The organism is Undibacterium sp. 5I1 (genome assembly GCF_034314085.1).
In the GTDB taxonomy this organism is placed as follows: Bacteria; Pseudomonadota; Gammaproteobacteria; order Burkholderiales; family Burkholderiaceae_D; genus Undibacterium.
This window is the reverse complement of the sequence record NZ_JAVIWI010000001.1, coordinates 3,153,049-3,167,292: the sequence shown is the minus strand read 5'-3', so window position 1 is coordinate 3,167,292 and position 14,244 is coordinate 3,153,049. Positions and strand designations below refer to the sequence as shown.

14 protein-coding genes are annotated in these 14,244 nt (G+C 47.8%); 9 read left to right on the top strand and 5 right to left on the bottom strand.

What is annotated here, in order from left to right; genetic code table 11:
• Window positions 1-72 precede the first annotated feature (72 nt).
• Window positions 73-2,019: an alpha-amylase family glycosyl hydrolase gene (locus RGU72_RS13960; protein WP_322120303.1), complete on the top strand. Its 1,947-nt coding sequence runs from the start codon at window positions 73-75 to the stop codon at window positions 2,017-2,019.
• Window positions 2,020-2,160: 141 nt separating this feature from the next.
• Here RGU72_RS13960 and RGU72_RS13955 read toward each other — a convergent pair whose 3' ends face one another.
• Window positions 2,161-3,117 (bottom strand): LysR family transcriptional regulator, encoded by a 957-nt coding sequence (locus RGU72_RS13955; RefSeq protein ID WP_322120302.1) that lies wholly within the window; start codon window positions 3,115-3,117, stop codon window positions 2,161-2,163.
• A 188-nt stretch (window positions 3,118-3,305) separates the two neighbouring features.
• On the opposite strand from RGU72_RS13955, the gene RGU72_RS13950 reads away from it, so the two are divergent.
• The 5 genes from RGU72_RS13950 to yfcF all read left to right on the top strand — a co-directional run bounded on the left by RGU72_RS13950 (window position 3,306) and on the right by yfcF (window position 6,852).
• On the top strand, window positions 3,306-3,917 hold the full coding sequence (locus RGU72_RS13950) for an FMN-dependent NADH-azoreductase (protein WP_322120301.1): 612 nt from the start codon (window positions 3,306-3,308) through the stop codon (window positions 3,915-3,917).
• Between the two features lie 217 nt (window positions 3,918-4,134).
• On the top strand, window positions 4,135-5,004 hold the full coding sequence (locus tag RGU72_RS13945; protein ID WP_322120300.1) for a pirin family protein: 870 nt from the start codon (window positions 4,135-4,137) through the stop codon (window positions 5,002-5,004).
• A 96-nt stretch (window positions 5,005-5,100) separates the two neighbouring features.
• Window positions 5,101-5,508, top strand: coding sequence for a DoxX family protein (locus tag RGU72_RS13940; RefSeq protein ID WP_322120299.1), 408 nt, complete (start codon window positions 5,101-5,103; stop codon window positions 5,506-5,508).
• 138 nt (window positions 5,509-5,646) lie between these two features.
• Window positions 5,647-6,084: a GNAT family N-acetyltransferase gene (locus tag RGU72_RS13935; RefSeq protein ID WP_322120298.1), complete on the top strand. Its 438-nt coding sequence runs from the start codon at window positions 5,647-5,649 to the stop codon at window positions 6,082-6,084.
• Between the two features lie 129 nt (window positions 6,085-6,213).
• Window positions 6,214-6,852, top strand: coding sequence for a glutathione transferase (gene yfcF / locus RGU72_RS13930; protein WP_322120297.1), 639 nt, complete (start codon window positions 6,214-6,216; stop codon window positions 6,850-6,852).
• An 82-nt stretch (window positions 6,853-6,934) separates the two neighbouring features.
• Here yfcF and RGU72_RS13925 read toward each other — a convergent pair whose 3' ends face one another.
• The gene (locus tag RGU72_RS13925; protein WP_322120296.1) at window positions 6,935-7,996 is read right to left on the bottom strand and encodes a 3-deoxy-7-phosphoheptulonate synthase; all 1,062 of its coding nucleotides are present in this window, start codon (window positions 7,994-7,996) and stop codon (window positions 6,935-6,937) included.
• A 287-nt stretch (window positions 7,997-8,283) separates the two neighbouring features.
• Here RGU72_RS13925 and RGU72_RS13920 point away from each other — a divergent pair, with 287 nt between their 5' ends.
• Window positions 8,284-9,414, top strand: a complete 1,131-nt coding sequence (locus RGU72_RS13920; protein WP_322120295.1) for a DUF1624 domain-containing protein — start codon at window positions 8,284-8,286, stop codon at window positions 9,412-9,414.
• Window positions 9,415-9,499: 85 nt separating this feature from the next.
• On the opposite strand, the gene RGU72_RS13915 is transcribed toward RGU72_RS13920, so the two are convergent.
• From RGU72_RS13915 to RGU72_RS13905, 3 genes are all read right to left on the bottom strand, one after another.
• A complete protein-coding gene (locus tag RGU72_RS13915; protein WP_322120294.1) occupies window positions 9,500-10,141 on the bottom strand; it encodes a YcbK family protein in 642 nt (213 codons plus the stop codon).
• A gap of 358 nt (window positions 10,142-10,499) precedes the next feature.
• The gene (locus tag RGU72_RS13910; RefSeq protein ID WP_322120293.1) at window positions 10,500-11,720 is read right to left on the bottom strand and encodes a 6-phosphofructokinase; all 1,221 of its coding nucleotides are present in this window, start codon (window positions 11,718-11,720) and stop codon (window positions 10,500-10,502) included.
• 259 nt (window positions 11,721-11,979) lie between these two features.
• On the bottom strand, window positions 11,980-12,486 hold the full coding sequence (locus tag RGU72_RS13905) for a flavodoxin family protein (protein ID WP_322120292.1): 507 nt from the start codon (window positions 12,484-12,486) through the stop codon (window positions 11,980-11,982).
• Between the two features lie 79 nt (window positions 12,487-12,565).
• Between RGU72_RS13905 and soxR the strand changes: the two genes are divergently transcribed.
• Both soxR and RGU72_RS13895 read left to right on the top strand, forming a co-directional pair.
• The gene (soxR, locus tag RGU72_RS13900) at window positions 12,566-13,042 is read left to right on the top strand and encodes a redox-sensitive transcriptional activator SoxR (RefSeq protein ID WP_322120291.1); all 477 of its coding nucleotides are present in this window, start codon (window positions 12,566-12,568) and stop codon (window positions 13,040-13,042) included.
• A 161-nt stretch (window positions 13,043-13,203) separates the two neighbouring features.
• Window positions 13,204-13,956, top strand: a complete 753-nt coding sequence (locus tag RGU72_RS13895; protein WP_322120290.1) for a phytanoyl-CoA dioxygenase family protein — start codon at window positions 13,204-13,206, stop codon at window positions 13,954-13,956.
• Window positions 13,957-14,244: the final 288 nt, after the last annotated feature.

Here is a 14,244-nt window from a genome sequence, read left to right as displayed (position 1 = left end):
CTCCGCATAGACGGCTGGCATGGCGCGGCGCATTTTGGGACTTTCCAAACCTTAAAAAATAACGGAGTAGACATGAAAGTAGATTCACGCGTTAAATCGACAAGTCGTCATCAACATACACCCGCATTGCGCCGCCTGTTTGGTCGCAGTGTGTTGGCAAGTTCCATTGCCTTTGGCATGCTGGGTGCATCGTTGCCAGCGCAAGCGGCTAACTTTAATTCGGCTGATACCTCGGTGCAGATGTTTCATTGGCGTTGGAATGATATTGCTAAAGAATGTACAAACTGGCTGGGTCCGCAAGGTTATGGCGGTGTGCAGATATCGCCGCCACATGCATCTGCTAATCTGAATACCTGGTACGACATTTATCAGCCGGTGAACTTTACCGCGCTGAAAAGTAATATGGGTACGGAGGCAGAATTTCAGTCCATGATCAACACCTGTCATGCAGCAAAAGTACGGATTTATGCAGATGTGGTGGTGAATCATATGGCGGCCGGATCGGGTACAGGTTCGGACGGATCGACCTGGAATTCGACTAGCTTGCAATACCCTAACTTTGGGACAAACGACTTCCATCCGGCATGTGATATCCAGGATAGTGACTACAACAATAACCGCAACAACGTCATCGTTTGTCGCTTGGTCGGTCTGCCGGATTTAAAAACCGAAGGCACGTATGTGCGCGGACAGGTCAAAAATTATTTGACCAAATTGTTGGGTATGGGCGTCGATGGTTTCCGCTTTGATGCGGCTAAACATATGGCACCCGCTGACTTGCAGGCATTTGTTACTAGCGTCTCTAGCACGACTTCTGCTGGCGAGCCAGTTTGGGTAACGCAGGAGATTATTGCGGACGGTACCGTCAACCGCGCTGACTATTTTTCGGCGGGTACCATCAATGAATTTAAGTTTGCTGCGGCCATGCGTGAGACTTTCCGGTCTACCAATGGCAATCAACTTTCACAAATTCGTACTTATATGGGCACACCTGGCAATTGGGGCGGCACATGGGGATTTGTGGATAGTTCTAAAGCCACTGTCTTTGTAAATAATTGGGACACAGAGCGCAACGGTGATTCAATGAATGCCAGCAATTTCACCGGTGTGACGAATGATACACAGGGGACAAAACGCTACGATCTGGCGAATATTTTTATGCTGGCCTGGCCGTATGGGCATGCGCAAATTCACTCGGGTTTCCGCTTTAGTAATAAGGATCAGAACGCACCAAGTGCCAGTCCGTTTGATGCGAGTGGTAATCCCAAAATTAATGTCGATTGGGATTTTATTCATCGCTGGTCTGATATCGCTAATATGGTGGCTTTTCGCGCCGCTACATCTGGTCAGGGTGTAGGTAATTTCACCAATGGCACGATTAATCAGATTGCGTTTAGCCGTGGCGCGAATGGTTTTGTGGCGATCAATAATGATGCCTCAGCCTGGAATGCATCATTCCAAACAGGTTTGGCGGCGGGTACTTATTGCAACGTCGTACATGGTCAGTTGAACGCCGCTAAAACGGCATGCACCAGTGACAGCGTTGTTGTTGGCAGCAATGGGATTGCGACCGTCAGCATTGCGGCAAATGGTGGTTCTACCGTACCCGCTGTTGCTCTGCATATTAACCAAAAAATCACAGGCACAGGCGGTGGCGGCACAGGTGGTGGCGGCACAGGTGGCGGAACAACCTGCACAACGGTAAGCGTCAAGTTCCGCGTGGCCAACGCTAATACCGTTGTTGGCCAAAATGTCTATGTATTGGGCAACCGAAATGAGCTGAGTAATTGGACGCCAGCGACCAGTATGACAATTGAGGGAAGTGGTGCTAACGTGCCTTGGTCGCAGACTATCCAGTTGCCACCATCGACGGCGATTCAATATAAATTTATGAAACACGGCGCAGTAGCTGATGTGTGGGAAAGCAATCAATCCACCACTAGCGGTAATCGTGAAGCTGTCACGCCAGCTTGTGGCGCGGCGACTTTAGTGCTGGATGCAGGTAACTTTAAGTTTTAATGATCTGCGCTGAGCTAGTATTTTTGTATGAATACTCGCTCAGCGTATTCTGAAAATTATTTAAATTAGCCATCACCCTTAATCCATTTTTTGCGGTGATGACGACATTAATAAGCAAAACAATCTCAGCTTATTTCAGCATTAGACAAGCGCTTTATTGGCAGATTTTCTTGCGCTGATTTGGTTTTCTATTATTTGGCAGCCAGACCCGGAAAAATGGGCTTGTAGCGCATCCAAAAACACCCGTGTTCTGGCTGGCATTAAGCGCCTTCCGGGGAAAACTGCCCATGCAGTGACGGAGGGCATCTGCCAGTCACACAGCACCTGGACTAACTCGCCTCTCTTGATCATGTCTTCTGCAAAATAATCAGACAGCATCGTAATCCCCGCGCCTGATCGCGCCAGTCGTACCAGTGCGTCTGGCGAATTTGCAATCGCCCTTGCGGGCGGCGAGCCTTTCCAGCTTTCTTCACCACGGATAAATGACCAGACGGCAGGCTCGCCATTACGCGTCAATATGCGCAGGCAATCATGTTCCATCAAGGCCTCCGGCTCGTGCGGTATGCCACGTTTTTCCAGATAGCTGGGCGCGGCATACAGGCCGACCGTAGCGACCAGCAAACGACGGGCAGCAAGAGTGGCGTCGTCGGGTAAATCTCCCATGCGGATTGCTACATCAAAATTCTCACTGATCAGATCAACCCGTCGTGCGGATAAATCGAGTTCTAATGAGATCGCCGGATAAGTCGCAATAAAATCCGCCAGCAAGTTGGCCAGCACATCGTTCGCAAAATCATTCGGCATCGATACCCGCAAGCGCCCGCTGGGCTGCACTTGCCGGTGCTGTGCCAAGGCCATGGTCGATTCCACTTCTGCTGTCACCTGATGCGCATGTACTAAAACGGCATGCCCAAAATCAGTCACGCTCAGTTTGCGGGTGGTGCGCAATAACAGGCGTTCGCCCAATTGCGACTCTAGTTCCGTGATCCGGCGCGACAAGGTGGATTTGGGCAAGCCCAAACGCTCCGCGGCGCGACTAAAACTACCTTCATCCACCACACGGGCAAATAGCAGTAAATCATTGGCTTCCAGGCTCATGCTGATCTTTCATTGAAGGGTGGTGGCTGAAGGGCGTAAACGGGGGGGGTGTGATTTTACGTTGTTTGCATCCGATTGTACTTTATTGTTCCATTATCGGCACAATGATATCCAAATTAAGATCTTCTGCATTGATTTCGGAACAGCTACAGTGCATGCACTACCACTTCACATGAAAAGGTTCCAAAATGAATATCCTGCAAATCAACTCTAGCGTCCGTGCTGATGCCTCCCATTCCAGCAATTTAGCCAATGTCGTCGTACAGCGTTTGCGTACGGCCACACCAGAGGCACAGTTGACCGTGCGTGATCTGGGTGCGACACCGCATCCGGCTTTAGATGGCGCTGCTTTGGGTGCTTTGTTCACCCCAGCTGAAAATCGTTCGCCAGAACAAGCTGCCCGCGTTGCCCTGGATGACGCTTTGATCGCTGAAATTCAGGCCGCCGATACTGTAGTCCTCGCCGTGCCGATGTACAACTTTGGTATTTCAGCGCAATTGAAAAACTGGATCGACGCCATCTCACGTGCGCAAGTCACTTTCCGCTACGGTGCAAATGGCCCAGAAGGATTATTAACTGGCAAAAAAGTCGTCGTTGTCTTGACCCGTGGTGGCTTGTATCGCAACACGCCTAATGATACGCAAACACCGTATTTAAAAACCTTCCTGGGCTTTTTGGGTATGACCGATGTACAGTTTATTTTTGCTGAAGGTTTGGCAATGGGGCCAGATGCAGAGAAAGCCGCTTTCGCTTCTGCGCACGAGCAAATCCAGCAAATTGAATTGGCCCTTGCAGCATAATAATGCTTTACTGATATCGGGCATTGCTTAAATCACCGCTGTTAAGTCAGCTTTAAAAGTCCGGCTAAAAAGATGGGGAGAGGGTAGATTTTTATATACTCCCCATTATTTTTAGTAAAAATGCCTTATTGTCCAAATAATATATGGACAATTAAAATATACTGATAATGAGTATATTTTTTAATTTGATATTGTTTTCATCAACATGGAGTCCATCATGACATCTGCAATTACTTCCGAAACTGTTCTTCAGCCACGCACGGTGGAGCAAGTCATCGTTGGGTTGGCGACGTCGGATGGCGATGGCGTTAAGCTGACTCGCGTGTTAACGCAAAACTTGCAGTACCGGCTTGATCCGTTTTTGATGCTGGATGCGTTTGGTACCGATGATCCGCAAGACTATATCGGCGGCTTTCCCGATCATCCGCACCGTGGTTTTGAGACCATCACTTACATGCTCTCCGGCAGGATGCGCCATCATGACAGCGCTGGTAATGAGGGTTTGTTGGAAGACGGCGGCGTACAGTGGATGACTGCTGGCCGTGGCGTGATTCATTCGGAATTACCTGAGCAAAAAGAAGGGCGCATGGAGGGTTTTCAGCTCTGGCTCAATCTGGCTGCTAAGGACAAAATGATGACGCCCTGGTACAAAGATTTCCAACATGCGGATATTCCAGAATTTACAACCGATGGTGCCACGGTGCGCGTGATTGCAGGCGCCAGTCATGGCGTAACAGGTGCCATGCAACGTGCGGTGACCGAGCCCTTATATCTGGATATCAATCTGGAAGACGGCGCTGAATTTGCCCAGACGATGGCGGACAGCATGAATGCATTTATCTACGTTTATCGTGGTGAATTACAGATAGGCGAGAAAACCGTAGCGCAGCAACGTATGGCAATTTTGCGTAACGACAGCAACAGCGACGGTGTACGGATTCGCGCTAAGGGTCCAACTCGTGCATTGCTCATCGCCGGTCAGCCATTGCGTGAAACGATAGTGCAATACGGTCCTTTTGTGATGAATAGTCAGGCAGAAGTATTCCAGGCGATTAATGATTTTCGGGCAGGAACTTTGACGGTGTAATTTGCTGTCAATTTTGAGTAATAGCAGGTTTAGTTTTTTAAAGCACTAGTGTCTTCTCCAATAACGTATTGATCTCTATTTAGAAAGTATAAAAATATGAACGCACTGAATAAGTTTGGCCCCTTAGTTGGCCGCATCTTAATCGCATTGATTTTTGTCGCTTCTGGCGCAGGTAAAATTGCCGGTTTTGACGGCACCGTCGGCTACATCGCCAGCAAAGGTTTGCCTTTGCCACAGTTAGCCGCTATCGCCGCTATTATTGTAGAACTCGGCGGCGGTTTAGCAGTTATCCTAGGTTGGAAAGCGCGTTGGGCTGCCGCCGCGATGCTGATTTTTACTGCCTCTGCTGCGGTGATTTTCCATAACTTCTGGGGTGTACCAGCCGATCAGGCGCAAAATCAAATGATCCACTTCATGAAAAATATTTCTATGATGGGCGGCCTGTTATTTGTCATCATCCACGGCAGCGGCGCATTGAGTCTGGATGGTAGCGGTAAAAAATAAGACGATCAACATAGGTAGTACGATATAGAAAATCCCTTGAATAGCATTTGCTGATCAAGGGATTTTTGCTTTATTAGACAGAACAGCTTATTGTTTGAGTCTGTTTAATTATCAGTCTAACTTATCAGACTCAATACTATGTCCATGAGCTACAGAATAGCCACCATCGAAGATATCCCCGTCATCATGGAAATCCGCTTTGCCGTAAAAGAAAATGTCTTGACCAATCCCAATGCCGTTACGCCAGCGATGTGTATCGATTATCTGGATAAACTGGGGCATGGTTGGGTCGCCGAAATGGATCAGCAGGTAGTCGGATTTTCTTATGCTGCGTCCGAAGATAACTCGATCTGGGCGCTATTTGTTTTGCCCCAATTTGAAGGCTACGGTATCGGTAAAAACTTACTCACGCTCGCTACCGACTGGCTATTTCAGCGGGGCGCAAACCAGATTAAATTAGGTACGCAACCAGATACGCGGGCAGACCGGTTTTATGCTTTGCAAGGCTGGGTGCGTGGCGAGATGAAGAGTAAAACTGAGGTTGCGTATGTATTAAACAGAGATAAGGTAAATTAAAGGAAACTTTTCTTTATTGATCTCATCTGACAAATATCAGCAACGAATAGCGCACGTACAATCACCCACCTAAGCTAAATAATTTTTTAATCATTCCTCAATCACTTCCACAAAATAAAGGAGCCTGTTTTGACGCAAGAACATTTCACTCTCTATATCGATTCTCGAATGACCAGTCCCTATGCACTGTCTAGTTTTGTGACATTGACAGAAAAAGCAATTCCTTTTGAAATGAAAAAAGTGAATTTAAGCGCACGAGAAAATCACCATGCTGACTTTGCCAGTCTGTCGCTTTCTAGCCGCGTACCAACCTTGGGACACGAGGGTTTTTATTTGTCAGAATCTTCAGCGATTTGCGAATATCTGGAAGACTTATTTCCAGCTCCCGCGCATGCGCGTGTTTATCCTGAGGACTTGCAACAGAGAGCCAGAGCCAGGCAAATTCAAGCCTGGCTGCGTAGTGATTTTATGCCGATACGTGAAGAGCGCTCAACGGAGGGAATATTTTTTAAGCCCATCACCACGCCCTTGTCAGACGCGGCGCAGGCATCTGCCAATAAGCTAATTACCGCCGCCAATGATCTGATCAAGGACGGAGCAATCAACTTGTTTGATGCTTGGTGTATTGCGGATACCGATCTCGCTTTAATGATCAATCGCTTGGCCTTGAATGGCGATCCGGTTCCTGAAAAATTACTGGCATATGCACAGCATCAGTGGCGGCGTCCGTCGGTACAATTATGGGCGCAACAAGAACGGCCAGTGTGAGATGAGTTGATTTTTTCTTGGGTTGATTAAGTGTTGAAGTTAAGTCAGCCCAAGAAGATTGAGCGCAAAAAAATTAACAAAATTAGCGTTTAATCGTCCGCAACTTAGTCGCTGCATCGCGCAGCATAGCCTCGGTGGTCGCCCAATCTACGCATCCATCGGTCACCGAGCAACCATACTTTAGCTGCGACAAATCATCTGGAATCGGCTGATTGCCAGCGACGATATTGGATTCAATCATCAAGCCAACTAATGCCTTAGATCCATTGACGACCTGATTAATCACATCGGCCATGACTAAAGGTTGTAGCTCAGGCTTCTTGTAGCTGTTTGCGTGAGAACAATCGACAACCACGTTGGCGGGCAACTTTGCTTTGATCAAGGCTTGTTCCGCCATCGCTACTGACACCGTATCGTAATTGGGGCGACCATCTCCACCACGCAATACAACATGGCCGTGCTGGTTACCACTGGTACGCACAATAGCGACGCGTCCTTGACCATTTAAACCAAGGAAAGAATGCGGATGCGATGCCGACAAAATCGCATTAATCGCAATACTGATGTCGCCATCCGTACCATTTTTAAAACCGACCGGTGTCGATAAGCCGGATGACATTTCGCGATGGGTTTGCGATTCGGTTGTGCGGGCGCCGATTGCGGTCCAGGCGATTAAGTCACCCAGATATTGTGGCGAGATCGGATCAAGTGCCTCGGTCCCGGTGGGCAGTCCTAACTCACAAACATCCAGCAAAAACTGGCGGGCTTTTTCCATACCCTGATCAACGTGGAAAGAATCATCCATATCAGGATCGTTGATATAACCTTTCCAGCCAGTTGTCGTGCGTGGCTTTTCAAAATACACGCGCATCACCAACAGTAAGGTGTCTTTCACTTCTTCTTGCAGCGCTTTTAATCTACGGGCGTAATCCAGACCCGCCACCGGATCATGGATAGAGCAGGGGCCGACTACTACAAACAGACGCGGGTCTTTGCGTTCTAAAATATTCCGTAAATCTTCACGACCTTGGTTGACAACGGCTGCGGCAGCCTCGGACAAAGGCAAGCGTGCATGCAAATCTTCTGGCGTTGGCATGCTGTCAAACGAGGTGACATTAATATTTTCTAAGTTTGGGCTAGTCATGATGTGTGAATCTTAAGAGAGGCTAAAAACGGTGTGACATTATGGCGCAAAGCGGGCCAACTGGTGATGGATGATGACCGCGACGCTGCACAGCATTTATTTTTGTGATTATTTCGTCACCTGTGCTCTGATGAAGATATTTTTTATACAGACGTTTTCTTGCACTTGACCATCAGGATATTGTCCTCTAACCTATTGATTAAAAGCAAGTTTAGTTCTATTCCTTCGGCATGCATTCACGCTGTTTATTGTGAAGTAAAGGCTGCAATATCTCTGAGGACAGCGTGATGAAAACTTCAAATCGCCTACTTGCTATCGATGTCTTGCGTGGTCTGGTCATCGTCCTGATGGCGCTGGATCATGTACGCGATTTTTTTGCACCTACGCCTTTTAATCCTCTTGATTTAACGCTCACCACCCCAGGCTGGTTTTGGACGCGCTGGATTACACACTTATGCGCACCGACGTTTGTGTTGTTAGCTGGCATCTCAGCATTTCTACGTAGTCAGCATCAAGACAAGTGGAATATGGCGCGCTATCTACTCAGCCGCGGCGTTTTGCTGATTTTTCTGGAGCTGACCTGGATTAATTTTAGCTGGCAATTTTCACTCAACAGTTTGTTCCTGCAAGTGATTTGGGCTCTTGGCGTGGCGATGATGGTGATGGCAGCATTACAGTTTTTACCTCGACCAGTCATCTTGCTGGTCGCAGCTGCCTTACTATTGCCGCATAACTTGCTGGACAGTTTGCATAGCCCGGACGCGACTGCCATGTTCAAATTATGGCATCAGGGCGGTTGGATACCGTTAGGTGATCAATTTGGTATTTTTGTTTTATATCCGTTGATGCCTTGGATAGGTTTGATGGCGGCAGGATATTGTTTAGGTCCGCTGCTGTTGCAGCCATCTGCACGGCGTCAGCAAACTTTGTTGCTGATATCGACATTGTTGATGTTGAGTTTTATCGCTTTGCGCAGCGGCAACTGGTACGGCGATCCAGATCCTTGGTCGCCACAGGCTAGTGGCTGGCTGATGAGTCTGATGTCGTTTGTCGATATTCATAAGTATCCGCCATCGCTGCTATATTTATGCGTAACCCTCAGTATTAGCCTGGCTTTGCTGGCGTTGATGGACAAATATGTGAAGCAAGAAGTACCCTTGCTGAGCTTGTTCGGCAGCCATCCCTTATTTTTTTATTGCGTTCATGTGATGCTGATTCATGTATTGGGTGCGATCACGATGCAACTGTTATTTGATCAGCAGATCAATTTTGATGATACGCGACTGGGTGTGCCCTCGACATATCACCCGTCACTAGTCCGGTGTTATCTGGCCTGGGTCTTCATCATGACTTTGATGTATGGGATTACGCACCGCTGGGTCGCTTATCTAAAAGAATCCGGGCGTATACCCTATTAAGATCACTGGCAGTGGACGGCTGCTTTTGGGACGAGGTTTCCGCTCGCAAAAACTGTAGTTATCAACCTTAATACCAACCTTTCCATCAACCTTTCCAGGTTCTTTGCAAACCAGTATCGGTGTGTATCCAGCCGCCCCGTGCGCTGGGACGATAATAGAAACCGACACCACCCTGGCGGAAGCTGCGTATCAATTCTCCCAGTACTTCTTCATGCAATTGCGCGATGCGGATATCGGCGGCCTTGCCTTCCAGATGCAGCGATTTTCTTGCAGCCGGAATCCCTTCTTCGATCAGACGCTTATTCGATTCTGGCGTGCGGTAACCAGATAAAATCTCTAGCGGTTTGGTCATACCAAAACGGGCGATAAAGGCTTGGGTTGCCCACAGAGTTTCTAATAATTTAGGATCGATAGGTGCGGTTTTTTTGCCATTCACGTCACGCAACAGATGACACAATTGCTCGTAGGCGGATTCTTTGACTTCACCATCTTTCCAGTACAAAATTTTAGTTCGCTCACCGCTGGCAGGGCGGATTAAATCCAGTGTTCGTGGTTGTACCCAAAAATCAATATCCAGCGCTTGCGAGTCGAATAAATCTGGCGGCGGCGCAAGCTCATGCGGTTTGTCCTGATCGCTGGCAAGGCTGATGAGTGGCCGCGTACCCACTACCAAGCCCGCGGCAGTGAGCATCAAGGTTTTTTTGAGTAAATTGCGACGTGCTTGCATAAGTTTGATCTGTGTCTAAAAAATAATTACTGATGTAGCGGGACTGCAAAAGGCCATGCTTTAACGTAGAACATTGCGTCGTAGAGTTGTATCAGTCAAAAAGTACGACTTTAAAGTACGGTCTTAAGGTACTGTTTTAAAGTGCATGGATAGCAGTATGTTTCAATATACTCCCCATCATTTTATTAAAAACCGCCTGATTGTCCAGCAATTATATGGACAATTAAATATACTCATAGTGAGTATTAATATAGGTCAAAACCCACCGACATGCAATCTTATCTACGCTGACTTAAAAAAAGATGCCCAAGTTTTACCGATAGCGCTATCCCTTTGCTATACAGCTTTTCCGCGCAGCTTACTTCTTAACTCCTAATATCTTCTCCACCGGACTAAAACGCAGGCGAAACGCATCTGGCATACCAGACCCCAACAATGGTCGCAAATAACGCCGGAAAGCCTCAGTCACATCTGTGCCGCTCTCCGCAATCAACTCATCCTCCATCACCCGGGTTTTACCGGCCACCGCATCCAGCGGCAATAACTCGTAATCCACCGAATAATCGCCTTGACGTTTGATCGCGACAGAACCATCACGCTGCCCCCACATGGCAAATTGCACGGCTTTCTCGCCCACCTCACGCGCTTCGCGCTGATCAACATCCGACACGCAACCAATAAATGAGCGTTGCAAATAACCAAACGTATCGCCACGTACACGTTTAATGCCGAGCTTAGATTTGATCTCGTCACACAGCAGGTCTGCCAGTGCGCCAGTGCCGGACAACTGCACATTGCCGTGCGCATCCCGTTCCACCTCGGTCGCGAGCAGGCTGGCAATGGCAACGCCGCTGGCATCATGAATCCCCTCTGATACTGCGATCACACAGCGACCATATTGGGTATAAACCGCTTTGACATCCGCCAGAAATTTATCTAAGGAAAACACCCGTTCCGGCAAATAAATCAAATGCGGTCCATCGTCCGGGAATTTTTTCGCCATCGCCGCAGCCGCCGTCAAAAATCCCGCATGCCGGCCCATGACAACACCGACATACACGCCAGGTAGCGATGCATTGTCTAAGTTAGCTCCCGCAAATGCTTGCGCCACAAAGCGTGCCGCAGAAGGGAAACCCGGCGTATGGTCACTGCCGACCAGGTCGTTATCGATAGTTTTAGGGATATGAATACAGCGCAAAGGGTAGCCCGCTTTTTGCGCCTCCAAGCTGACAATCCGTACGGTGTCGGACGAGTCGTTACCGCCGATATAAAAAAAGTGCTCAATCTCATGCGCCTGCAAGACTTTAAAAATCGCTGCACAGTAAGCCGCATCTGGTTTATCACGGGTAGAACCCAAGGCCGACGATGGCGTGGCAGCAACCAGTTCCAGATTCTGAGTAGTCTCTTGCGTCAGATCCACCAGATCCTCATCCACAATCCCGCGCACACCATGCCGCGCACCATAGATGCGAGTAATCTGCGAAAAGCGCCGCGCCTCTTGCACAACACCCACCAAAGACTGATTAATCACCGCAGTCGGACCACCACCCTGCGCCACTAAAATTTTGCCTGATGCCATGAGATACCTCTTTGTAGGTTGCTGTTTCTATTGCAAATACACTGGCTAATCTTGCCACTGGGGCTGGGTGGGGGCAAGGGGTTTTGTAATTGGTGGAATTGCGCTCTCTAATACGTAGTCTAAACATCAGTATGGGATGGCTCTTACGATGATTAGTCTTCCAAAGTAAACATCCAGATTCCCGAGTAAAACATATGGCATTTGTACGAAGTGAGGTACTTGTGCAGCCAATTTTTTCGATATGCAAGCAAACATCGGCTCATTTAGCATACGATTTTCTGATAAAGGTATTGATCGCCAAATGATGCTGATGAATCTCTATATCCTCGATGCATGGACAATAAAGCATCTCCCGATAATCGATACCTAGGTACCGATAAGTTAGTTGGAACATTTGCTCAAAGCAAGGAGGTGGCACAAGATCGCAACCAGTAGCAATGACAGAGCCACTCTTATCCCTCAGCTTACGACCCAGACTCTTCTCAATGGTGATTAAATCAGACAGTCGGTCTAAAAATACTTTCATCACGCTACTAGGCGCATACCAATATATAGGCGAAGCCAAGATAATGTGCTCAAACTTCAGGACTTCGTTCATTAAGAGTAAAAAATCGTCATCTCTGTTTCTATGCTCATATTCATAAGGACTTATTTCATAGTCCGATAAATTGAACAGAGTAGCCGCTATGTCGTTGGCAACGTAGCTTGCTAATTGATGGGTATTTCCCTGATTGCGGGCGCTACCGAGAATAATGACTGTACTCATATCGGGTTTCCTAATTGAAATTGAAAATCAATGAGAATTAGTGTAAAACCTCAACTTAACTTTAGGTCAAGAGGATTTTATGTCTAAAATTAATCCTAGCGATGTTGGTCACTCGCTTGCAGTCGGCGAAGTGGCGGCGCGCAGCGGTGTGGCAATCTCCGCCATCCATTTTTATGAATCTAAGGGCTTGATTAAAAGCAGGCGTAGCGCCGGAAATCAGCGCCGATATTCACGCGACGTGTTACGTCGGGTTGCAGTGATAAAAGTCGCCCAACGTATTGGGATTTCACTGGCGTCGATCAATACCGCTTTGGCAGCTTTACCGGAAGGACGCACACCCACAGCGGCTGATTGGGCGAGGCTATCAGCGCGGTGGCAAGCTGAACTGGACGAGAGAATTGCTAGTCTTACCCAATTGCGTGAGCAATTAAGTGAATGCATTGGTTGCGGTTGTCTCTCTCTAGTCGCCTGTAAGCTGCGTAATCCATTAGACGAGTTGTCAGAGCGGGGTTCTGGGCCAAGATTGTTACTCGATCAGCAAGAAGCCGAATCATAGATTGATTAAACGTGTTTTAAAATTCAACAGACACTGCGAACATCATTTGATGAAGTAACAATCAATCTGTTCAGTACACTTAGCACAAGACTGTATCTGTTATCAATCCCACCCTTCATGTCACAATAGTCGATCTGATTTTCATTTGGCTTGGTACGATCATGCTCTCTCAAGAACAACTTCAGCAATTTCAACAAAACGGTTATCTGGTATTGCCGGCGCAAGTCGATGGCAGCATCTGTGAACAGATGATCGCGTTTGCTCAGCAACAATTGGCGTCACACATTGCGCCGATTGAGTATGAGGCGGATACACGTTACCCAGGCGCGCCAGTGTCGCGGGATGCTGAGGGTGGATTGACGGCACGGCGGGTGTTGCAGGTGATCGGTCGCAGTTCTTTGGTAGCTGACTGGGTAATGAATGATCAGTTGGTGCAGCCTTTGCGGCAGATTTTGGGAGAGGGCTTGCGTCTGGTGCAGTCGCATCACAATTGCATTATGACTAAACAGCCGCGGTTTTCTAGTGTGACCGGATGGCATAGAGATAGCCGCTACTGGCATTTTCAGCGTGCTGAACTGGTGTCTGCTTGGCTGGCATTACGCGATGAGACAGTAGAGAATGGTTGCCTGTTAGTGATACCCGGCTCGCATCGCTTGGCGATCGCTGCTTCGCAATTAGATGCGGCCTTATTTTTGCGTGCTGACTTATCCGAGAACCAAAGTTTGTTAGCGCAAGCGAAGACAGTGCCTTTGCGGCAGGGTGATGTGTTGCTGTTCCATAGCAATCTGTTCCATGCAGCAGGCTGTAATCAAACGACACAGACTAAATTCTCTCTGGTGACGACCTATCGTGCTGCGGATAATCCTCCGGTAGCCGATACTCGTTCCACGCATCTGGATGAGATTGCGCTTTAAGTAGTTATTGATATTTTTTATCAAGTCACCATTTATGTAGAAGTAGAGTCGCTAATTTTTTCACATGAATAAAATTGTTCGCAATTTAATGTTGCGCAAATAATAAACAGCATATTGCGTAATTCGACCTTGACTCTCAAATAATCCCTGCTATCCTGTGTTGATGAACTCAATGGACATTCTCTTTTTTACCTCTGATGTTTCGAAACTTTTTTATAAGGTTTCGGATTGCTACAGTGCGCCCTCAATGACATCTTAAGATTATTCTTAATGAAAAAAATTAAAGGC